The sequence below is a fragment of the Romboutsia lituseburensis genome, assembly GCF_024723825.1.
GTDB classification, from domain to species: domain Bacteria; phylum Bacillota; class Clostridia; order Peptostreptococcales; family Peptostreptococcaceae; genus Romboutsia_F; species Romboutsia_F lituseburensis_A.
Map to the genome: position 1 here is coordinate 3031165 of NZ_JANQBQ010000001.1, position 24752 is coordinate 3055916.

Below are 24752 nucleotides of genomic sequence, written 5' to 3' on the forward strand. Positions count from 1 at the left end.
AATGAAGAAAAAATCTTTTTTAGCATATCCATATATAATATGGAGTGCAATATTTATTGTAATCCCTTTAATACTAGTAGTATTTTTCAGTTTTTCACAAGAAACAGATAATGGATATGTTTTTTCACTACAGAACTATAAAGAATTAATGGACCCGATATATTTTAAAGTATTCTTTAGATCAATAATGTTAGCGGGAATATCGACTCTAATATGTCTTGTGGTAGGATATCCTGTAGCCTACATAATATCAAAAGCGCACATAAGTAAAAGAGGAACTTTAATATTATTATTTATCCTTCCTATGTGGATGAACTTCTTATTAAGAACATATGCATGGGTAGCTATACTTGGCAAAAATGGACTTATAAATTCATTCCTTGGGTTCTTTGGAATAGAGCCAGTTGGTATATTATATACTAATTTTGCGATATTGCTGGGAATGGTTTACAATTTCTTGCCATTTATGGTTTTACCAATATATACATCTTTATCTAAAATGGATAATGATTTAGTAAATGCAGCTAAAGACTTAGGTGCAAATAGTTTACAAGTATTTACTAAAGTGATATTCCCGCTGAGTTTACCAGGTGTAGTATCAGGAATAACTATGGTGTTTATGCCAGCGGTTACGACTTTTGCTATATCAAGACTATTAGGTGGTGGTAAGTTTATGTTACTTGGAGACTTAATAGAACAACAATTTACAGTAGTTGGAGATTGGAATTTCGGATCTGCTGTATCAATATTCATGATGATAGTAATCCTAATATCAATGGCTGTAATGGCTAAGTTCGAAGATGAATCTGACAAGGAAGGCGGTGGGTTATTATTTTAAGGTTAAAGAAAGCAGTATCTAATATATATTTATTTTTAGTATTTATATTTTTATATGCACCAATATTTGCATTAGTAGTATTCTCTTTCAATGATTCTAAATCGATGGCTCACTGGGGAGGATTCACTTTTAAATGGTATGAAAGGTTAATTCATAATGAAAGTATAATGAGTGCTTTATACTATACTTTAATAGTAGCGTTGCTTTCATCTTTAATAGCAACAATAATAGGTACTATAAGTGCGATAGGTATACACAAAATGAGATCTAAAAGAAGAAAGTTAATGTTAAATATAAACTATCTTCCAGTATTAAATCCGGATATAGTTACTGCAGTAGCATTAATGAGTTTATTTGCTTTTGTAAATATAGAATTTGGATTTACTACAATGCTTTTATCACACATAATGTTTAATATCCCATATGTAATATTATCAGTTTTACCAAAAATAAAGAGCTTACCTCAAAATATAGAGGAAGCAGCGATGGACTTAGGTGCAACACCAATATATGCACTTAGAAAAGTAATATTACCTCAAATAAAACCAGGTATAATATCTGGGTTTCTGATTGCATTTACTATGTCAGTAGATGATTTCATAATAAGTTTCTTTAACACAGGAAATGGAGTTAGCAACCTTTCGATAGAAATATATGGTATGGCTAGAAGAGGTATAAAACCTGAAATAAATGCTTTATCAACTATAATGTTTATAGTAGTTTTAGGATTACTTTTACTATCGAATAAGAAGCAATCTATAGTAAGGAGTGGTGAATAATGAGCAAAATGAAAAAAGTTATATCACTAATGACTATAGGTATTCTTACATTAAGTTTAACAACAGGATGTAAAAAATCAACAGATTCTAGAAAAGTACTTAATGTATATAATGTCGGAGATTATATAGATGAAGAACTTATCAGTAAGTTTGAAAAAGAAACTGGTATAGATGTTCTTTACGAAACTTATGATACTAATGAGATGATGTATCAAAAAGTTAAAAGTGGTAGCACTAATTATGATTTAGTATTCCCATCTGATTATATGGTTGAAAAAATGAAGAGTGAGAATTTAATTCAGAAAATAGATTTTAAAAATATACCAAATATGAAATATATAGATAAGTCATTTTTAAATCCGATATATGATGAGACTAATGAGTACAGTGTACCATATATGTGGGGAACATTTGGAATATTATATAATAAAAAAATGGTAAAAGATCCTGTAGATAGCTGGGATATATTATGGAATCCAAAATATAAGGGTAATATAATGATGTTTGACTCGGTTAGAGATACTATGGCTATAGGTCTTAAAAAGTTAGGATACAGCATAAACACGACAAATCCTAAAGAAATAAATGAAGCTAAAGAAGTATTAATGAAACAAAAAGATTTAGTTATGGCTTATGTAAATGATGAAGGTAAAGATAGATTATTAGGTGAAGAAGTTGCTATGGGTATAATATATTCAGGTGATGCAGTAACATTAATGGATCAAAATCCTAATTTAGATTATGCTATACCTAAAGAAGGTACTAATAAATGGGTAGATGCAATGTGTATTCCTAAAACAGCTCAAAATAAAAAAGAATCTGAAATGTTCATAAATTTTTTACTAGACCCAGAAAATGCGAAGGTTAATGCGGAATATATAGGATACTCTATTCCAAATACAGGAGCATTAAAGTTATTGGATAAGGAAATTACTTCAAATCCTGTTGCTTACCCATCTAAAGAGTTATTAGATAAGTGTGAAACATTTGTAGATTTAGGTAGTGATATAAAGGTATATGATAGAGCTTGGATAGAATTAAAATCTAAGTAAATTTAATATATAATATAAAAAGAGTAGATTTTTTTCTACTCTTTTTATATTATATAAGAATAAATTATTTTGTATTAAAAGTCTTCTGGAAAAATAAAATATAGAAGACTTTTTTTATTTTCTCAATAATATAATTAATATAGTTTAAAGATTAGGAGGCGCGAATGGGGAAAAAAAGAATAAAGCACTTAGGAAAAAATAAAAAGATATTAAGCAAGTTAAAGTTATACAGTAAAAAAATAAGTATTACTGGATGTGTATTATTAAGTATAGTGGCATTATTTTTAATTACAAAAGATTTAGAAACAAAAGAATTAGAAGAGAAAAAAGAAATAGAATTATCATTAGACAAAGATAAAACAAGTTTTATAAAAAGTATAGAAAAAGGTGCTAAGAAAAGTTATAAAAAATACGGTATATATCCATCTGTAACTATAGCACAAGCAATACTAGAGTCTGGATGGGGTCAATCAAAATTAGCCACGGAAAGTAATAATATATTTGGAATTAAAGCAGACATAAGCTGGAATGGAGATTACGTAGAGGTAATAACATCTGAAAATTATGATGATACCATAACTGCAAAATTTAGAAAGTATGAAGACATAAATAAATCAATAGAGGATCATGCTAAGTTTTTAGTTGAGAACCCCAGATATGAAGAATACGGAGTTTTTAAAGCTAAAAATTATAAAGATCAAGCTCAAGCATTAGAAGATGCGGGATATAGCACTAAACAAAATAAAAGTGGAGAGTTTATATACGCTGACATGTTAATAGATATAATAAAGAGATATGGTCTTCATAAGATAGATAAGATATATAGATAAAAAGTCATTTATATAGACGTTGAAGAATATTTGGAATTAAAATCTAATAAATTAAAAAAATTTAGATAAAAATATTGACCTATTACAATAAAAATGTTAATATATTAAATGTACTCGATAAGAGCTAGTAAGAACTTTGAAAATTAAACAGTAGGTTAATTTATAGAAACAAACATAATTCTTTATAGAATTAAACACAAACCAAGCCAGATATTCAGATAATGATTAGCTGAGCGATGGACAACTTTTATTGGAGCAACGGATGTGGCTGAGCGAATGCGAAGACATATCGTTGGCGAGATAAATTCAAATTTATTTTGAGAGTTTGATCCTGGCTCAGGATGAACGCTGGCGGCGTGCCTAACACATGCAAGTCGAGCGATTTTCTTCGGAAGAGAGCGGCGGACGGGTGAGTAACGCGTGGGTAACCTGCCCTGTACACACGGATAACATACCGAAAGGTATGCTAATACGGGATGACATATTTTTATCGCATGGTAGAAGTATCAAAGCTCCGGCGGTACAGGATGGACCCGCGTCTGATTAGCTAGTTGGTAAGGTAACGGCTTACCAAGGCGACGATCAGTAGCCGACCTGAGAGGGTGATCGGCCACATTGGAACTGAGACACGGTCCAAACTCCTACGGGAGGCAGCAGTGGGGAATATTGCACAATGGGCGAAAGCCTGATGCAGCAACGCCGCGTGAGCGATGAAGGCCTTCGGGTCGTAAAGCTCTGTCCTCAAGGAAGATAATGACGGTACTTGAGGAGGAAGCCCCGGCTAACTACGTGCCAGCAGCCGCGGTAATACGTAGGGGGCTAGCGTTATCCGGAATTACTGGGCGTAAAGGGTGCGTAGGTGGTTTCTTAAGTCAGAAGTGAAAGGCTACGGCTCAACCGTAGTAAGCTTTTGAAACTAAGAGACTTGAGTGCAGGAGAGGAGAGTAGAATTCCTAGTGTAGCGGTGAAATGCGTAGATATTAGGAGGAATACCAGTTGCGAAGGCGGCTCTCTGGACTGTAACTGACACTGAGGCACGAAAGCGTGGGGAGCAAACAGGATTAGATACCCTGGTAGTCCACGCCGTAAACGATGAGTACTAGCTGTCGGGGGTTACCCCCCTCGGTGGCGCAGCTAACGCATTAAGTACTCCGCCTGGGAAGTACGCTCGCAAGAGTGAAACTCAAAGGAATTGACGGGGACCCGCACAAGTAGCGGAGCATGTGGTTTAATTCGAAGCAACGCGAAGAACCTTACCTAAGCTTGACATCCTTTTGACCTCTCCCTAATCGGAGATTTCCCTTCGGGGACAGAAGTGACAGGTGGTGCATGGTTGTCGTCAGCTCGTGTCGTGAGATGTTGGGTTAAGTCCCGCAACGAGCGCAACCCTTGCCTTTAGTTGCCAGCATTAAGTTGGGCACTCTAGAGGGACTGCCAGGGATAACCTGGAGGAAGGTGGGGATGACGTCAAATCATCATGCCCCTTATGCTTAGGGCTACACACGTGCTACAATGGGTGGTACAGAGGGCGGCCAAGTCGTGAGGCGGAGCTAATCCCTTAAAGCCATTCTCAGTTCGGATTGTAGGCTGAAACTCGCCTACATGAAGCTGGAGTTACTAGTAATCGCAGATCAGAATGCTGCGGTGAATGCGTTCCCGGGTCTTGTACACACCGCCCGTCACACCACGGGAGTTGGAGGCGCCCGAAGCCGGATAGCTAACCTTTTGGAAGCGTCCGTCGAAGGTGAAGCCAATAACTGGGGTGAAGTCGTAACAAGGTAGCCGTATCGGAAGGTGCGGCTGGATCACCTCCTTTCTAAGGAGAATTACCTACTGTTTAATTTTGAGGGTTTTTATTTTTTTTTGTAAAAAAGTAAAAAAACTTATTGACATATGAGGTTAAATGTATTAAAATATCGTGTGTCGGAAAAATGGGGGTGTAGCTCAGCTGGGAGAGCACTTGCCTTGCACGCAAGGGGTCAGGAGTTCGATCCTCCTCATCTCCACCATTAGTACTTTAAGCAACGTAATAAGTTGAGCATATGCGAAAATTGTTCGTTGGCGATGTACTTTAGTACTTTGAAAACTGTATAACATTTAGTGATATGACATCATTTTATATATGAAGAAGATAACTTCTAAAAATATCATCGACAAAAAAAGTCTTTAAAATTACAACTTTAAGCACTGGAATAAACCGAGTGAATACAAAGTTTGTTCAGTAGCGATAACTTTTAATAACTGGTCAAGTTATTAAGGGTGCAGGGCGGATGCCTTGGCACTAGGAGCCGATGAAGGACGTGATAAGCTGCGATAAGCTTCGGGGAGTTGCACGTAAACTTTGATCCGAAGATTTCCGAATGAGGAAACTCACTTAGAGTAATGTCTAAGTATTGTTAAGTGAATACATAGCTTAATAAGGGGAACCTGGGGAACTGAAACATCTAAGTACCTGGAGGAAAAGAAAGAAATTCGATTCCGTAAGTAGCGGCGAGCGAACGCGGATAAGGCCAAACCAATGAAGTTTTCTTCGTTGGGGTTGCGGACATGCAACATGGATGCACTATCGTAAATGAAGAGAGTTGGAAAGCTCCGCCATAGAAGGTAATAGCCCTGTAATTGAAACGAGAAAGCTACTAGCATGATCCAGAGTACCACGGGACACGTGAAACCCTGTGGGAAGCAGGAGGGACCATCCTCCAAGCCTAAATACTACCTAGTGACCGATAGCGCATAGTACCGTGAGGGAAAGGTGAAAAGAACCCCGGGAGGGGAGTGAAATAGAACCTGAAACCCTGCACTTACAAGCTGTGGGAGCACATTTCTTGTGTGACCGCGTACTTTTTGTAGAACGGGCCAACGAGTTACGTTAAGTAGCAAGGTTAAGCACTTCAGGTGTGGAGCCGTAGCGAAAGCGAGTCTTAAATGGGCGACCTAAGTTACTTGACGTAGACCCGAAACCGGGCGACCTATCCATGAGCAGGTTGAAGCGAAAGTAAAATTTCGTGGAGGACCGAACCCACGAGCGTTGAAAAGCTCGGGGATGACTTGTGGATAGCGGTGAAATTCCAATCGAGCCCGGAGATAGCTGGTTCTCCCCGAAATAGCTTTAGGGCTAGCCTCAAGCGTAGAGAAACGGAGGTAGAGCACTGAATGTCCTAGGGGGTATTGCACTTACCGAAGACTATCAAACTCCGAATGCCGTTTTCTTTTACTTGGGAGTCAGACTGTGGGTGATAAGATTCATAGTCAAGAGGGCAACAGCCCAGATCGTCAGCTAAGGTCCCTAAATGTACGTTAAGTGGTAAAGGATGTGGGATTGCACAGACAACCAGGATGTTGGCTTAGAAGCAGCCACTCATTTAAAGAGTGCGTAATAGCTCACTGGTCGAGTGATCCTGCGCCGAAAATTTCCGGGGCTAAAACGTACTACCGAAGCTACGGCATCATTATGATGGGTAGGGGAGCTTCGTATGCAGGCTGAAGCATGACCGTAAGGACATGTGGACAGTATACGAGTGAGAATGTTGGCATGAGTAGCGAGACGTGGGTGAGAATCCCACGGGCCGTAAACCCAAGGTTTCCAGGGGAAGGTTCGTCCGCCCTGGGTTAGTCGGGACCTAAGCCGAGGCCGAAAGGCGTAGGTGATGGACAACAGGTTGATATTCCTGTACCGCCAATAAGCGTTTGAGAAATGGGATGACACAGTAGGATAAGCTAACCACACTGTTGGTTATGTGTGGCTAAGTACTGAGGCAGTCTAGATAGGCAAATCCGTCTAGATAATGCTGGGGTACGATGGGGAGCGAAATTTAGTAGCGAAGTAGCTGATTTCACACTGTCGAGAAAAGTCTCTATCGAGTTTAAAGGCGCCCGTACCGTAAACCGACACAGGTGGGTGAGGAGAGTATCCTAAGGCCAGCGAGAGAACTATTGTTAAGGAACTCGGCAAAATGACCCCGTAACTTAGGGAGAAGGGGTGCCATCCTTTGGATGGCCGCAGAGAATAGGCCCAAGCGACTGTTTACCAAAAACACAGGTTTCTGCTAAGTCGCAAGACGATGTATAGGAGCTGACGCCTGCCCGGTGCTGGAAGGTTAAGGGGATCTGTCAGGAGCAATCCGAAGCAGTGAACTTAAGCCCCAGTAAACGGCGGCCGTAACTATAACGGTCCTAAGGTAGCGAAATTCCTTGTCGGGTAAGTTCCGACCCGCACGAAAGGCGTAACGATTTGGGCACTGTCTCAACAATAGACTCGGTGAAATTGTAATCCCGGTGAAGATGCCGGGTACCTGCGACAGGACGGAAAGACCCCATGGAGCTTTACTGTAGCTTGACGTTGGGTCTTGGTACTACATGTACAGGATAGGTGGGAGACTATGAAGCATGAACGCCAGTTTGTGTGGAGTCATCCTTGGGATACCACCCTTGTAGTACTGGGATCCTAACCATAGGCCTTGAATCAGGTCTTGGGACACCGTCAGGTGGGCAGTTTGACTGGGGCGGTCGCCTCCTAAAAAGTAACGGAGGCGCTCAAAGGTTTCCTCAGCACGGTCGGAAATCGTGCGAAGAGTGCAAAGGCAAAAGGAAGCTTGATTGCAAGACATACAGGTCGAGCAAGGACGAAAGTCGGACTTAGTGATCCGGTGGTACCGCATGGAAGGGCCATCGCTCAACGGATAAAAGCTACCCTGGGGATAACAGGCTTATCTCCCCCAAGAGTCCACATCGACGGGGAGGTTTGGCACCTCGATGTCGGCTCATCACATCCTGGGGCTGTAGTAGGTCCCAAGGGTTGGGCTGTTCGCCCATTAAAGTGGTACGCGAGCTGGGTTCAGAACGTCGTGAGACAGTTCGGTCCCTATCCGTCGCAGGCGTAGGAAATTTGAGGAGACCTGTCCTTAGTACGAGAGGACCGGGATGGACGTACCTCTGGTGTACCAGTTGTTCTGCCAAGGGCATGGCTGGGTAGCTATGTACGGAATGGATAAGCGCTGAAAGCATCTAAGCGCGAAGCCAACTTCAAGATAAGATTTCCCACCGTAAGGGTAAGACCCCAGGAAGACTACCTGGTTGATAGGTCGAAGGTGTAAGTGCAGTAATGTATTTAGCTTATCGATACTAATAGGTCGAGGACTTGACCAAAATAAACCTAAAGGTTTATATCGCCAACCAAATCATTATTATATATTTAATAAGGTAGATTTCGGTTGCTAAAATAAATGATTCAATCTAAATGGTATACAGTTTTCAGAGTATTAACTCTAAAAATAAAGATTATGTGGTTATTATAGCAAAGAGGATACACCTGTTCCCATTCCGAACACAGAAGTTAAGCTCTTTAGCGCTGATGGTACTTGGGGGGCGACCCCCTGGGAGAGTAAGACGTAGCCACGTAATCTTTTTTTATTGCAAATTTTGATAAATATAATTTCAATCACCTTTTTCCTTTGATTAAAATATAATAAAATAAAGGAATTTGGGGTGAGCACATGCAAAAAGCATTTAATGTAGGAGAAAGATTATTCTTTGACGTATTAATTATATGCCTTATTTCATTTGTATATTTTAAAATGGTTCCTATGAATAATATAACACTTTTTATAGGGAGTATAATTTGTTTAATATACTTTGGAATAAATTTTTATATGGGATATAAAAATAATTTAAAAGCATCAGAAGCATTAATTGTTGGAATTATGGGGTGTGGAGTAGGTATATTTCTATCCTTTTTTGCAATCTATGTGCAAGTTGTGTTAAACTGTCCAAATACTGCAGTTTGGATCTTAATGCCGTATTTTATTTCAACAACACCAATTATTGATTTTTTTTATAAAGATATAACTATTTTATATGCATTTCAAATAATGTTAATTAATATATTATTGGTTATATCTGGATCATTAATTAAAAATATACTGAATAGATTAATCAATAAGTCTTAATACTTATAATAAGGTATAAAACTAGGTATTAAGAATGGGTTGGTGATTATATGTATGAAGTACAAATGAGATATATGGATTTTGAAATCAATAAAGGTCCTTTTAGTTTTAGATGTGAAAAATTTAATATAATAAATAACTATTATAGATTTGAAAATATATTTATTGATGATTTTATAATAAGTTATTTAGAAGTTAATAATGAAGATATAGCTTTGATAAAAATAAATTAAGCAGCCCTAAAGGGCTGCATTTTTGTATTAAAAAATCAATAAAATTATTATGGTATAATCATAATAAGGGCATCAATAAATATATAGCAATTAAATTCGCATATAATAATTTTATATTTATAAATACATATAAATTGAAGTAGAAAGGGTAAATATGAAAAAATTATTTAATGAAACAAATAACAAAAACAAGTTTTCTAAAGTTTTAAAATTATATCAACAATTATTAATAGACAGTAACTTTAGATCTAAAAATATAATGCTTTTGGTACCTAATAATGCAACAAAATTAAATTATGAAAGTAAAATCCATTTTGAGTTTAGTGAAGAGTTAAATGTAACTACATATATTAGTTTTGTAAAAAAAGAGCTAATTAAATTTTGGCCAATAATTACTAACAAGTGTAATAAAATAAAAAAAGAAGTAGTATCGCCTACATTTATATCAAGTAGTTTAACTGACTATATACTAAACAATAAGATAAAGCAAAAAAGAAATTTAGAAGGATATTTTGAAGACTTAACTTGTACAAATAAAAATATATCAATGAGTATAAGTACTAATATAAATAAAGCAGCTTTAAGTTTAATAGATTTCAATACAATAGGAGAAAAAATTTATTTATCAAAGAAAAATAGAGATAGTATAATGAAATTTTCCTATAGTCAAATGAATGAAATAATAAATTATTATATAGATACTTTGCTACAAAGTGCAATGCTAGATAATTCTTTGAGTATTTATTTATATAATAAATATCTTTTACAAAATGAATCATATATAGAATATTTAAAATTACAAATCGAATATTTAGTAGTAGAAAGTTTAGAAAGTTGCTCTACAGCAGAAGTAGATTTTGTAAATTTAGTTCAAGGTTATTCAGAAAATACTTATTTATTCTTTAATAAAACAAGAGATTATTCTGTTTTTAATAATATAGACATGGAGTATATACAAGAGAAACTAATAAATAAATATAAAGAAGATATGGATATAGTAAAACATAGTATAGAAATTGAGGATTTATTCTCACTAGATGCTAAATTAGAATTAAATGATTCGAGTCAATTATATGGTGAGATGATAGATGAAGTATCGAATAAGATTATAAATCTTTATGAAAAAGGTATAGATTTGAATGATATAGCTATTATATCTCCTATAAATAATACTATATTAGATTATCAAATAACCAATAAATTAAAAGATAACAACATAGATGTATTTAATGTAAAGAAAGACAGAAAAATAATTGATTATCCATACTCTAATGCTCTTTTAGTAGCAACTTGTATTTTCTATGAATACACGCAATATATAAAGGAAGAAGAGTATATAAGTTTTATAGAAATACTTTTAAATGTAAATAGAGTAAAAGCATTTAAAATATATAAAAACAAAGAAGAAAATGAAGATCTAAAGGAACTTTTAGATTATATAGAAAATAAAAAAGCTAAAGTATTAAAGATAAGTGAGTTTTTAATTCAATTTTACATAGATAAAATGCTTAATTTAAAATATGGTAGAGAAAATGTAAATATATGCAAGAATATAATACATGAAAGCGAAGTTTTTACTGATAATATTTCTAAATTAGGACTAGATTATGAAAAAGAGAAAGAGCAGATATTTATTGAGGCATTAAAAAGTTCAATAAATGATTATTATGCTGTAGCAGAGTTACAACAATTAAGTGATTCAAATCAAGTAGTTATATCTACTCCGTACTCATATATATCATACAATATGGATAGGCCAATTCAGATTTGGGTGGATATAGGTAGTAATGCATGGAATATGAAGATCGAAAAAGATATAAGTAATGTTATAGTACTTAGGAAATCATTTAAAGAAAATAAAATATATACAGACATAATGGAAGATCAGTATAAAAAGTATTATTTATACAATATGGTTTATAATTTACTTTTAGGAGCAAAAACTGTATATGCATATAAAAGTGAATATACAGTTAACGGATATATACAAGAAAGTATCTTGTACAGTTTAATATTAAAGATGTTAGATAAAGGGGATAAGTAGTATGGTGAAAATAAATTATAGAGAAGATCAATTACCAATAATATCATATGAAAGTGGAACTATGGCAGTTCCAGCAGTTCCCGGTGCGGGTAAAACTTTCATAGTTACTAATTTAGTAGCAAAATTGCTAAGGGAAAAAAAGCATGGCAATTCAAAAATATTGATACTTACCTATATGAATAGTGCTGTAAATAACTTTAAAGGACGAATAAAAAGTATATTGCAAGAAGAAGGAATAAAAGAAGAAAATTCATATGAAGTTATGACTATACATAGCTTAGCGGTAAAAATAATAAAAGAAAAACCTGAAGTAGTTATGTTAAATGAAGAGTTTAGTATTGCGGATGACTTGCAAAAAAATATTATACTAAATGAATGTATATATAAATTTAGAATGAATGGTGGAGAACGAGCTTTTCAATGGTTTTTAAAAGAGCAAAAAGATGGGCAGTGGCGAGATAGGATGGTGGATGCTTGGGAAAATGGATTCTATGATCTTATAGGAAATGCAATAGGAGATTTAAAGTATAAGGAAATTTCTCCAGAACAATTAGAAGATATTATATCAGTAGGGTATAAAGGAATACTAAAGATAGTACTACCTATATATAAGGAATATGATAAAAAACTTAAACAAAATGGTCTATTAGATTATGATGATATATTGATACTTGCATATAGAGCACTAAGAATAGATGAAAATTTAAGAGCTAAGTTTCAAAATAAATATAGATATATATTTGAAGATGAGTGTCAAGATTCAAATGAAATACAAGGTAAAATTATTAAATTAATATGTCAAGAAAGTAATAATTTAGTTAGAGTCGGTGATATAAATCAAAGTATAACAGGTACGTTTTCATCATCAGATCCTAAATTTTTTAAAGAATTTATAATGGAAGCTGATAATTGCTATAGAATGGATATGTCAAATAGAAGTTCAAAAGATATACTAGATTTAGCTAATAGGTTAGTTAGATATGTAACATCTGAATTTAAACAATCAGAATGTAGAGATGCTTTGGAAGATATGGAGATTAGAACTGTTCCAAGTGGAATGGGGTACAAAGAAAATCCTAACCCTGATGTATATAGTATAAATACAAAAAGATATCAAACTTGGTCAGATGAATTAAAGATGACTATCAAATATATAAAAGGAATAAAGAAAAAATATCCAGATAAAAGTATAGGTATTTTAGTACCATTTAATGATCAAATAACACAAGTAGCGAAAGAATTAATGGAAGAAGGAATGGATTTTGAAGAACTAGGTCCAAATGCCTTAAGTAAAAGGAAGATATTGAATTATTTATCTTATATAATTGATTTTTTAATAAACTGTGATGACATTGAAAAACTTATAGAGGTATTAGATAAAGTATTTATTCATAGTGATAATGAACAAGGTAAGAGTGATTTTATAGCAATACTTAGACAATATACTGTTGAAGATTTAATTTATGATAATGAGAAAATTAAAAACATAATAATAGATATTAGTAGCGATGTTTATAAAGGATTTTTAAATGGTATAACTATTTTAAAAGAAATATTAGAATATTCTACAGTAAGACTAGATATATTACTATTGTTTATAGGTGATAAGTTAAATTTAGAAAAAGAAGATAGGTCAATAATAGATTATTTAGCCTTTTATGTAAAATTTATATCAAATGATAATATAAACACAAATATAGTAGATGTATATAATTTATTATCTAATAATAAAAATAAAGTTTTTAATCATATAATTGAGGTTGCCTACGAGATGGATGGCTATGAACCTGAACCAGGAAGTATAACTATTTGTAATTACCATAAGTCAAAGGGATTAGAGTGGGATTGTGTATTTTTATTAGGTTTAGTAGAATTTAATTTTCCTGATAATGTAAATCAAAAATTCCAGAGTGATAAATGGTACTTAAAAGATAAATATAAAAATCCAGTAGCTGTAGTTAAGTCAGAAATAGAAGCTATCTTTACAGGTGAGCTAGCAATGAATTATATGTATAAAAGCAAAATAGATTTAATAAATGAAAAAATAAGATTACTATATGTTGGAATTACTAGAGCAAAAGAAATGCTTATATTATCATGTAGTGCATATAAAGATAAAAGTGATATAGGAAAGAAAAATAAAGAACAAAGACCGTGTATATATATAAATGAGATTGAAAGATATATAAATCAAAGGAAAAAGGATGTAAATAATAATGCATAAAAATTTAGAGAACTTTAAATATAGTCAAAACTCTATAAATACATATAAATCATGTCCTTTAAAATTTAAATATAAATATATTGAAAAAATAAATTGGAAACATGATGATTTAGAAAGTAGACAATATTATGAAAGTCTTAAAACAGGTACTGAATTTCATTTATTATGTGAAAGATATTTTAGTAATATACCATTAGGCACAAATTCAAATACTAATTTAAACTTTATAAGATGGATAGAAAAAGTTAAAAAATTAGTACCAATATTACATGAAAATATATATTTACCAGAATATGAAGTTAGCTATAATTTAAATGGAAATATAATTATAGCTAAATATGATTTATTAATAATAAAAGAAGATAGCATTGAAATTTGGGATTGGAAGACTGAGAATAAGAAAATAGATTATAAAAATGTTGAAAGTAGAATGCAGACAATAGTTTATATGTTTTTAGCAAAAGAAGTTGTTACTAAATTATTTAATTTAAGTATAGAGTTTAAAAATATAAAGATGAAGTATTATCAACCTGAATTTGATGAAGAAGAAATAACTATTTTATATAGTGAAGAAAAGTATAATCAAAGTAGAAATAAAATAATTTCATATATAGATACTATTAATTATACTAAATATGATGAAAATCAAGAAAATTGTAAATATGAATTAGTTAAAAATAAAAAGCATTGCATATATTGTGAGTTTAATAAATTATGTAATAATCAAGACATAGACTACAGTATTTTAGAGGAGGAAGTTTATGGGTGTTAAGTTTATATTAGGTAGGGGAGGTAGCGGAAAATCTACTTACATACTTAATGAAATAAAAAAAAGAGTACAAGACAATGAAACATCTCCTGTTATACTCCTAGTACCAGAACAGTATACATTTGAGATGGAAAAAAGAATGAGTAAACTTTTTTTAGGAGAAGAAAAAGATAAATATTTAAGAGCCAGAGTTTTAAGTTTTAAAACTATGAGTAGTATTGTTTTTTCTCATGTAGGTGGATTAACTGATGTTAATATAAACTCAAGTGGTAATGCTATGATGACTTATAGAGCAATAGAAAAGGTAAGTGATAATTTAGAGATATTCTCAAAATCTGCATCTCAATCTGGGTTTGTAAGTTCTATATCTGATATGATTTCAGAATTTAAGCAGTACAATATTAGTGCTGAAATGCTAGAACATATATCTTCTGATGTACATAGTGAGACTTTAAGTTTAAAGTTAAAGGATGTCAGTAAAATATATAAAGAATTTGAAGACCAGTTACATGAAAATTATGTTGATTCTCAAGATCTACTAAAATCATTAGCAGATAAATTAAGCTCGTGTGATTATTTTAATGATGCATATATTTATATAGATGAGTTTACAGGTTTTACACCAAATCAGTATAGAGCTTTAAATAGTATATTTCATAAAGCGAAAGAAGTAAGTATATCTTTAACAGTAGATAATCCTATGAATATAAGTTATAACAAAGCAGATGCATTTTCAAGGACAAAGTTTACATATCAAAAACTTATAAAGTTGTGTAATGAAGAAGGTGTAAAGTTATATCCTCCAGTAAATTTAAATAGTGATGTTATACCAAGATTTAAAGATAGTGAAGAACTTCAACATTTAGAAAAATATTATCATTCATATCCGTATAAGGTTTATGATAAGCCAACTACAAATATAAAAATAAAAGAGTTTAATAATTTATATTCAGAAGTTGAAGAAATAGCTAAGGAGATAGTAAATTTAGTTAGAGATAAAAATGTTAGATATAGAGATATAACTATAACTACAAGAGATTTAAATAAATATGACTTTTTAGTTCATTCAATATTTAATGAGTATGAAATACCAAACTTTATAGATAAAAAAAGAGAAGCTAAAAGTAACCCAATAATAGTACTTATAATATCAGCTTTAGAAATGAGAAATAGAAGATATAGTTATGAAACTATGTTTAGATATTTAAAAAGTGGGCTTATAGGAATAAGTAATGAGGATATAAGTTTATTAGAAAATTATGTTCTAGCTAATGGAATAAAGGGTAAAAAATGGTTTGAAGAAACATGGGAATACCGAATAAATCATAATATTTCAGCAGAAGAAAAAGAAGAAGAAATTGAAGTAAGACAAAAAGTAAATGAAATAAAAAATAGAGTGCTACAACCTATAATAAAATTACAAGAAAAAATAGTTGGAAAAAATAAAGTAAAAGATATTTGCACATATATATATGAATTTTTAATAGATATAGATATGCCATTAACTATAGAAAATTTAATAATGAACTTTAAAGGTAAAGGTGTGTTAGATGTAGCAAATCAGTATTCTCAGGTATGGGATATAGTTGTAGATATATTTGATCAAATGGTTGAAATAATGGGGGAAGAGAAAGTATCCTTAGATAAATTTATTAAACTTATAAGTTTAGGATTTGATGAATATGAATTAGGACTAGTTCCTCCTAGTATTGATCAGGTACTTGTAAGTAGTGTAGATAGAGTTAAAAATCCTAATACAAAATATTTATATTTAATAGGAACAACTGATGGAACATTTCCACTTATAGCAAAGGATAGTGGTCTATTAAGTGATAGCGATAGAGAAAACTTAGGTAAAAATGGTGTAGAAGTTGATATAGATAGTAAGACTAAAACATTTGAAGAACAATATTTAGTGTATAAAGCCTTAACATCAACAAGTGAAAATTTAATAGTTACATACCCAATTGCTGATCATGAAGGAAAAACAGTTAGACCTTCAGTAATTATATCAAGGCTTAAAAAGATATTCCCAAACATTGATAATCAAAGTTATTTAGTAGACATAGAAGCTAAGACAGATGAAGAAATAATAGATAAGATAACTGTTAAATCTCCAACATTTAATGAATTAATAAAAGAAATAAAAGAATGTGATGATGGAAAAGAAATAAATAACATTTGGCTAGATGTATATAGATACTATTTAAATGATAATGGGTATAGTGATATAGCTAAAAAAGTAATAAGTGGATTAAATTATACTAATCAAGTTCAAAGGGTAGAGGAACAAAAAATAAGAAGCTTATATGACACTAACTTAAGTGTATCTAGATTAGAACGATATGCTCAATGTCCATTTGCATATTTTATTCAATATGGTTTAAAAGCAAAAGAAAGGAAAGAATATTCTTTTACTGCGCCAGATTTAGGAACATTTATACATAATATTTTGGATAGATTTTCAAAGCAACTAATTATAGATAGTTTAGACTGGAGAGATATAGATTATAACTACATCTCAGATAGAGTATCACAAATAGTAGATGATATAGTAGGAAAAATACCTGGATATATACTAGAAAGTTCAGAAAGATATAAGTATTTAGCGCATAGATTAAAAAATATGCTTATATCAGCCATAAGTATAATTAGTGAACAAATAAGACAGGGTGAATTTGAGCCAGTGGATTATGAAGTTGATTTTGGAGTAAAAGGTAAATATCCTCCTATAAAGATAATTTTACAAAGTGGAGAAGAAATAAATCTAAGAGGACAAATTGATAGGATAGACGAGTATGATAGCGAAAATGGAAAATATATAAGAATAATAGATTATAAATCTGGAAAAAAAGATTTAAGCTTAACTGATATTTATCATGGACTTCAGTTGCAACTATTAGTATATTTAGATGCTATCCTAGAAAGTGGAGCCTTAAGGGGTGAAGATGTAAATCCAGCCGCAATACTATATTCTAGGATTGATGATCCAATAGCTAAGTTTGATGAAAATAAAGACGATGAAGAAATAAGAGAAGACATATTAAAAAGTTTAAAAATGCAAGGTCTTTTAATTAAAGATTCAGATATAATTAAACAAATGGACAAGTCGTTGGCAACAGGTGAAAGAAGTACATCATTAATAATACCTGCAAACTTAAATAAAGATGGAACATTAGGTAGATACACTAAAGGTGTTACTAAAGAAGAATTCGATATTATAAGAAAATATGTTAAAGGTATTATAAAAGATATATGTGAAGATATGCTTGGTGGAAATATAAGTATATCACCATATAAAAATAAAGATCAGAATTCTTGTGCTTTTTGCAATTATTCAGCCATATGCCAATTTGATACTACCTTAAAAGATAATAAATATAAAATTATAAATAAAAAAAGTGATGATGATATAATAACTCAAATGAGAGAAGAGGTGAAATAATGAGTTCTCCTAAATGGACAGATGAACAACAAGCAGTTATAGATAGTAGAAACTGTAACTTATTAGTAGCGGCAGCAGCAGGCTCGGGAAAAACTGCTGTACTAGTTGAGCGTATAATACAAATGATAACAGATAAAGATGATCCTATAGATATAGACAAATTACTTGTGGTTACTTTTACAAATGCAGCAGCATCAGAAATGAGAGAAAGAGTAGGAGATGCCATAGGTAAAGCATTAGATAAGAATCCAGAAAACAAGCATCTTCAAAGTCAACTAATACTTTTAAATAAAGCAAGTATTACCACAATACACTCATTTTGTTTAGAAGTAATAAAATCAAATTTTCATAAAATAAATTTAGACCCTAACTTTAGGATAGGTGATACAACAGAGTGTACATTGCTAAAGCAAGAAGCGATAGAAGATGTATTTGAACAATTATATGTAGATAGAGATAAAGGATTTTTAAATTTAGTAGAAAGCTATGCTGAAAAAAGAGGAGATAATAACTTACAAGAAATTATATTAAGTATATATAACTTTGCAATGGCATCGCCAGATCCTAAGGAATGGTTAAAATTTTCATCAGAGTTATTTAATATAGATGATAGCTTTGAGTTTTCAAATTCTATATGGGCAGAATCTATACTTGAAACAGTAAAAATAGAAATTAGCGGTATGGAAGTAAGTATGGCAAAAGCTTTAGAGGAATTAGAAGGTATAGAAGAGCTTGAAACATATACAGATAAATTTAAAAGTGATTACAGTGGAATAAAAAGAATTTTAAATGGATGTAATGAATCTTGGGATAAAGCTTTTGAGGCAATGTTATCAATGAAGTTTGAAAACTATGTAAAAGGAGTAAAAAGATTAGCCAAAGATACTCCGTCTTATATAAGGGATATAAAAGATAGAGTTGATGATATTAGAAAGAAAGTAAAAAAATCAGTAGAGGATATGAAAGATTCTACATTTAGCCAAGAAACTGGTGAAATCAAGGAACAAATAAAATATTTATATCAAGTTGTTAAATCTATTTCTGAAGTTGTAATAAAGTTTGAAGAAGCCTATGATGCTAGAAAACGAGAAAAAGGAATAATAGACTTTAATGATATAGAACATTTTGCACTTAAAATATTGGCTACTAAAGATAAAAATGGTAAAGATATACCATCGGATATTGCTCTAACTTATAGAGATAAGTTTTATGAAATATTTATAGATGAGTATCAAGATAGTAATTTAGTTCAAGAAGTTTTACTTAGTACTATAGCTAAAATAAAAACACCAAATAGATTTATGGTTGGAGATGTAAAGCAAAGTATCTATAGATTTAGACAAGCAAAACCTGAAATATTTTTACAAAAATATGCTGACTATGATACTGAAAAAGGATCTTTGTATAGAAAAATAATGCTATATAAGAATTTTAGAAGTAGAGAAGAAGTTGTAGATTGTGCAAACTATATATTTGAAAATGTAATGAGCAAAAATATAGGAGAAATAGAATACACAGAAGAAGAACGATTAAATCTAGGAGCGATATTCAAAGATAATACTAATGAAGAAGCTATTGTAGGTGGTCCATCTGAAATACATATAATGCAAACTAAGGCTAGATCAAAAGATGTAGAAAATAATGAAGAAAAAGAACATGATGAAAATGAAGAACAAGAGGAAATAGACAATATACAACTTGAAGCTAGAATGGTAGGAAAAATAATTAAAGATTTAAGAACTCCTAACGAAGATGGACAAGTTCAAATGGTTTATGATAAAAAATTAGATGATTATAGACCTGTTCAATTTAAAGATATTGTAATACTACTTAGAGCCACTTCTGCATGGGCACCAGTATTTGCTGATGAACTTATGAATATGGATATACCTACTTATGCAGATATAGGGGTAGGATATTTTGATACCATAGAAATTAAAACTATAATGAGTTTAATACAAGTTATAGATAATCCGATGCAAGATATACCTCTTTTAGCAGTATTAAAATCTCCTATATGTGGCTTTACACCAGAAGATTTAATAGATATAAGAGTAGAAGATGGTCATAAAAGTTTTTATGAGGCTTTAGAGATGTTTAGCCAATATAAAGATGAAAGAGGGAAAAAATGCTTTGAATTTATAGAAAGGCTTAATGACTATAAAGAAAAATCTTTATATATGAGTACAGATGAGTTTTTATGGTACCTGTATACGAAAACAGGATATTATGCTTATGTAGGAGCTCTTCCTGGTGGATCACAAAGGCAAGCCAATCTAAAAATTCTGTTTGAAAGAGCAAAACAGTTTGAAGAAACAAGTTTTAAAGGGATATTTAATTTTATTAACTTTGTAAGTAAATTAAAAAAATCCAATACAGATATGGGAAGTGCAAAAACTCTGGGAGAAAATGCTGACGTAGTTAGAATTATGAGTATACACAAAAGTAAGGGATTAGAATTCCCAGTTGTAATATGTTCTGGTATGGGAAAAAATTTCAATACTCAAGATTTTAAGAAAAATATCTTATACCATCATAATTTAGGATATGGACCTCAAATAGTTGATTATGAAAGAAAAATATCTTATCCAAGTATAGCTAAAGAAGCATTAAAGAGTAAAATAAATATAGAAAACTTATCAGAAGAAATGAGAGTTTTATATGTTGCATTTACCAGACCAAAAGAAAAACTTATAATAACAGGTTCTACGAGAAACATAGAAAAAAGTCTAAGGACTTGGGCAAATGGTGTTGAAGGAAATAAGCCAATATCACAATATAAGGTATTAAAAGGTAAAACATTTTTAGATTGGATAATGCCATCTGTATTAAAACATATAGATTTAGAAAATCTAAGGGACGCAGCTGAAATAGATTTAGATAGTATTGATAATCATAAATCAAAATGGTTAGGTAAGCTTTGGTTTAAAGAAGATGTGATACTAGAAGCAAAAGAAGAAGAGGAAAAAGAGAATATAAGTGATGTATTATTAAATATTAATTTAGAACAGCCTGATACACAGTACTACGATGTAATAAAAGATAAATTGGATTTTAAATATCCTTGTCAAGCTTGTATTACAAAACCGGCAAGTATATCAGTTACAGAAATAAAAAAAATTCAGAATGCTCATGAAGAGTATGATTCTTCAGCTAATATGTTTAATAATAATCAAATAACATTGAAAAAGCCTCTATTTATGCAAGAAAGTGAAGATAAAGAAAAAATTACTGGAGCTGAAAGAGGTACGATTATTCACTTAATAATGCAAATTATCGATTTTAATAAGATAAATACAGTAGATGAAATTAAAGAACAAATAAATTCATTTATTAAAAAAGAAATAATTACTGAAAAACAAGCAACTGTAATCAACCCATTTAAAATATATAAGTTCTTTAAATCTGATTTAGGAAAGAGAATGTTAGCTGCTAAGTTTATAAAGAGAGAACAAGCTATATATACTCAAATAAAACTAAAAGATGTATATATTTATGAAGACTTAATTATGGATGAAAATAGTGAAATATATGATGATGAAAGTATTATGCTTAGAGGTATTATAGATGCATATTTTGAAGAGGATGATAAATTAGTTTTAGTTGATTATAAAACAGATTTTGTAAATGATGAAAATAAAGAAGAAGTTATAAATAGATACAGAAAGCAATTAGATTTATATTGTGATGTATTAAAAGAGCTTACGGGTAAAGAAGTAAAAGAAAAATATATTTATTTATTTGGTATAGATAAAGATATATCAATATAACTAAAGATATATTAAAAGAACTATAAAATATAGTAAAAAATTTACTATAAATGAATTAAATATTTGTAGCGTAAAAAATAAAGAAGCATGGGAATTATAAATTATCCCATGCTTCTTTATATATAAATAAATATATTAAAAAATGTTAAAAATGGTAAATTTATTTAATTAAAAATTCCAAAATAATACAAAAACTGTTATATAGTACTACTATTTTAGATTGATTTTAAAAAAATAATATATTAAAATTATAAATTAGACACTATATTTGTTAAATAGGGAGATGGTAAATATAAAATTAGAAAAAAAGAGTATAACATATAAATTATTTTTAGTATTATTTGGACTTTCAGCATCAGTTTCTATGATATTAGGTATGTGGTTTATAAACGATACTAATAGAACTATAGAAACAGAGATGTATAATATGAGTAGTCAAACATTGAATCAAATTAGCAATAATATATCCATACTATTATCAAATGTAGAAAGTATAGCAAAAAGAATTTCTATAGATAGTAAACTCATAGAAATTTTATCTATACCTAAAGATGAACTAAAAAATTATGAATCTCAAAAGAAAAATATGAATTCTTATGCTGAAGGACTTTTAACCGATGAAGTTTGGAAATATGGAAATTTTAATATGAAGCCTGAACTTTATGTATTAGGTGAAAACGGATTAGTTTATGATACTTATTCAAAAACTAAATACACTATGTCAGATATAAAACAAAATAATTGGTATGAAAAAATTGTCAAAGCTGATGGAAAAACTATATTAATAAACACATATAAAGATGATAATGCAGTAGGCCCATATAAATGTGTTTTTAAGATGGGAAGATTAATCAAAGATTTGATCACAGGAAAACCTTTGGGAGTTTTGATTATAGATATAAGTGAAACTATTTTATATGATAGATACTCAGAAGTGTTAACAGAAGGAAGTTGTATTTATATAGTTGATGAAGAAGGAAATATAATATCTACAAAAGATAAGAGACTCATAGGTACAAATTATGGGTTGGGTATAAAAAATACAAATCATTTACTAAATAAGCAAAATCACAGAATTACAAAGGATAATGTAAAAAATATGCAAGTATCCTCAATGCTTAATGAATATGGATGGGTAATTGTAGAAGAAATACCACTTAGTATTATAAGGCAACCTGTAGAAGCTTTAACAGAAAAAGCAATATTAGTTCTTTTATTAGTAAGTATAATATCTATAATTGTGTCTTATAGATTATCAGTTGGAATAACAAAGCCAATATTAAATATTAAAAATAGTATGAATGAAGTCATGGAAGGAAATTTAAATATAAAAATTATTAATGAGCGTTTTGATGAAATAGGACAATTAGAAAGATCATTTAATGGAATGGTAAGTTGGCTAGAAGAATCTATACAAGAAATAAAAAATCAAGAAAAGCAAAAAAGAACTGCTGAATTAAGTTTTTTACAAGCTCAGATAAATCCTCATTTTCTTTATAATACATTAAGCGGAATAAGATTTTTAGTATCTATGAACAAAACAGAAGAAGCAGAAGAAATGCTTTATAGGTTTACAAAATTACTTAGAAGCTTATTACCAAAAGCAAGTGAAATGATTAGGCTGGAAGAAGAAATAGAAAATATAAAAAATTATACAGAACTTCAAAAGCTTCGATATCCAGATTGTTTTGAAGTTGTATATGATATAGATGCTGAAATTAATGATTTTGAAGTTCCATCTTTTATATTACAGCCAATAGTGGAAAATGCTATTTTATATAGCATGGAAAAGGAAGATAATTTAGGCGAAATAAGTGTTTCAGGATATAAGCAAAAAGATTGTATAAAAATCATTATAGAAGATAATGGAATTGGAATGTCTAGAAATAAATTAGAAACAGTCTTAAATAAGGATGCTAGCATAAATAGGGTCGGTTTGATAAATGTTCAAGAAAGGATTCAATTAAATTATGGATCAAAATATGGACTAAAGATAGAAAGTGCAGAAGGAGAAGGAAGTAAAATTACATTTATACTACCAAATTAGGGGGAATTAATATGTTAAATATATTAATAGTAGAAGATGAAGCTCCAATAAGAGATTGGGTTGTGTACACAATTTCAAATATATCAAAAGAATTTAATGTATTAGCGAGTGCATCTAATGGAAAAGAAGCATATGAGTTAGCAATAAAACTTAAGCCACAAGTTATAATTAGTGATATAAAAATGCCGATAATGGATGGTATAGAGCTAACAAAACAAATAAAAAAAGTTATGCCTGAGACTATAGTAGTTTTGCTAACTAACTATGCAGAGTTTTCATATGCAAAACAAGCAATTAGTTGTGGAGTATATGAATATTTAGTAAAGTCTGAAATAAGACCAAAAGAATTAAAAGAATTATTAGAAGGAATAAATAAAAATATAAAATTTGAAAACGAAGAACAAGTATCGATAGATAAAGTAGACGAAAATAGTAGTAAAACTAATAATAGAGGTTATTCAAAAGCCATAGAAAAAGCTATGGAATATATTGATTTAAACTATAAGGAGCATATTTCTTTAGGAAGTATATCTAAATATGTATATTTATCTCCAGAGTACTTTTCACGCCTTTTTAAGGAAGAAGTAGGAGAGAACTTTATAACATATTTAACTTTATATAGAATGAAAAAAGCTGAATATCTTATAAAAAATACGGATATGAAGATTTCTCAAATTTCAAATGAGGTAGGATATTCAAATTCAGGATATTTTTCTAAGTCATATAAAAAGTATAAAGGTATTTCTCCTGATGAAGATAGGTATTGAAATCAATAT

Annotated in this window: 13 protein-coding genes, 1 tRNA gene and 3 rRNA genes; all 17 read left to right on the plus strand. The window is 30.7% G+C overall.

The window, feature by feature from the left end; translation table 11 throughout:
• Nucleotide 1 precedes the first annotated feature (1 nt).
• The 17 genes from NWE74_RS14695 to NWE74_RS14775 all read left to right on the plus strand — a co-directional run bounded on the left by NWE74_RS14695 (nt 2) and on the right by NWE74_RS14775 (nt 24743).
• Entirely contained in the window at nt 2–838 is an 837-nt protein-coding gene (locus NWE74_RS14695; protein WP_258243733.1) for an ABC transporter permease, read from the plus strand.
• Between the two features lie 104 nt (nt 839–942).
• A complete protein-coding gene (locus tag NWE74_RS14700) occupies nt 943–1617 on the plus strand; it encodes an ABC transporter permease (RefSeq protein WP_330666396.1) in 675 nt (224 codons plus the stop codon).
• Nucleotides 1617–2669 carry an ABC transporter substrate-binding protein gene (locus NWE74_RS14705; protein WP_258243734.1) on the plus strand — a complete coding sequence of 351 codons (1053 nt, stop codon included), beginning with the start codon at nt 1617–1619 and terminating at the stop codon, nt 2667–2669. Before NWE74_RS14700 ends, NWE74_RS14705 begins: the two co-directional genes overlap by 1 nt.
• Nucleotides 2670–2833: 164 nt before the next feature.
• A complete protein-coding gene (locus NWE74_RS14710; RefSeq protein ID WP_258243735.1) occupies nt 2834–3499 on the plus strand; it encodes a glycoside hydrolase family 73 protein in 666 nt (221 codons plus the stop codon).
• A gap of 313 nt (nt 3500–3812) precedes the next feature.
• Nucleotides 3813–5315 (plus strand): 16S ribosomal RNA (locus NWE74_RS14715).
• A 117-nt stretch (nt 5316–5432) separates the two neighbouring features.
• Nucleotides 5433–5508 (plus strand) — tRNA-Ala (locus NWE74_RS14720).
• A 234-nt stretch (nt 5509–5742) separates the two neighbouring features.
• A 23S ribosomal RNA gene (locus NWE74_RS14725) occupies nt 5743–8644 on the plus strand.
• 135 nt (nt 8645–8779) lie between these two features.
• Nucleotides 8780–8896 (plus strand): 5S ribosomal RNA (gene rrf / locus NWE74_RS14730).
• Together the 16S, 23S and 5S rRNA genes with 1 tRNA gene alongside form the textbook arrangement of a ribosomal RNA operon.
• Nucleotides 8897–8991: 95 nt before the next feature.
• Nucleotides 8992–9444, plus strand: coding sequence for a hypothetical protein (locus NWE74_RS14735; protein WP_258243736.1), 453 nt, complete (start codon nt 8992–8994; stop codon nt 9442–9444).
• Nucleotides 9445–9494: 50 nt separating this feature from the next.
• A complete protein-coding gene (locus NWE74_RS14740; protein WP_258243737.1) occupies nt 9495–9677 on the plus strand; it encodes a hypothetical protein in 183 nt (60 codons plus the stop codon).
• A 154-nt stretch (nt 9678–9831) separates the two neighbouring features.
• The gene (locus tag NWE74_RS14745) at nt 9832–11721 is read left to right on the plus strand and encodes a hypothetical protein (RefSeq protein ID WP_258243738.1); all 1890 of its coding nucleotides are present in this window, start codon (nt 9832–9834) and stop codon (nt 11719–11721) included.
• 1 nt (nt 11722) lies between these two features.
• Nucleotides 11723–13945, plus strand: coding sequence for an ATP-dependent helicase (locus NWE74_RS14750; RefSeq protein WP_258243739.1), 2223 nt, complete (start codon nt 11723–11725; stop codon nt 13943–13945).
• The gene (locus NWE74_RS14755; protein ID WP_258243740.1) at nt 13938–14717 is read left to right on the plus strand and encodes a PD-(D/E)XK nuclease family protein; all 780 of its coding nucleotides are present in this window, start codon (nt 13938–13940) and stop codon (nt 14715–14717) included. The genes NWE74_RS14750 and NWE74_RS14755 overlap by 8 nt, the downstream gene beginning before the upstream one ends.
• Nucleotides 14707–18159: a helicase-exonuclease AddAB subunit AddB gene (gene addB / locus NWE74_RS14760; protein ID WP_258243741.1), complete on the plus strand. Its 3453-nt coding sequence runs from the start codon at nt 14707–14709 to the stop codon at nt 18157–18159. The genes NWE74_RS14755 and addB overlap by 11 nt, the downstream gene beginning before the upstream one ends.
• The gene (addA, locus tag NWE74_RS14765; RefSeq protein WP_258243742.1) at nt 18159–21929 is read left to right on the plus strand and encodes a helicase-exonuclease AddAB subunit AddA; all 3771 of its coding nucleotides are present in this window, start codon (nt 18159–18161) and stop codon (nt 21927–21929) included. Before addB ends, addA begins: the two co-directional genes overlap by 1 nt.
• A gap of 283 nt (nt 21930–22212) precedes the next feature.
• Nucleotides 22213–23976, plus strand: coding sequence for a cache domain-containing sensor histidine kinase (locus NWE74_RS14770; RefSeq protein ID WP_258243743.1), 1764 nt, complete (start codon nt 22213–22215; stop codon nt 23974–23976).
• Nucleotides 23977–23987: 11 nt separating this feature from the next.
• Nucleotides 23988–24743 carry a response regulator transcription factor gene (locus tag NWE74_RS14775; protein WP_258243744.1) on the plus strand — a complete coding sequence of 252 codons (756 nt, stop codon included), beginning with the start codon at nt 23988–23990 and terminating at the stop codon, nt 24741–24743.
• Nucleotides 24744–24752 lie beyond the last annotated feature (9 nt).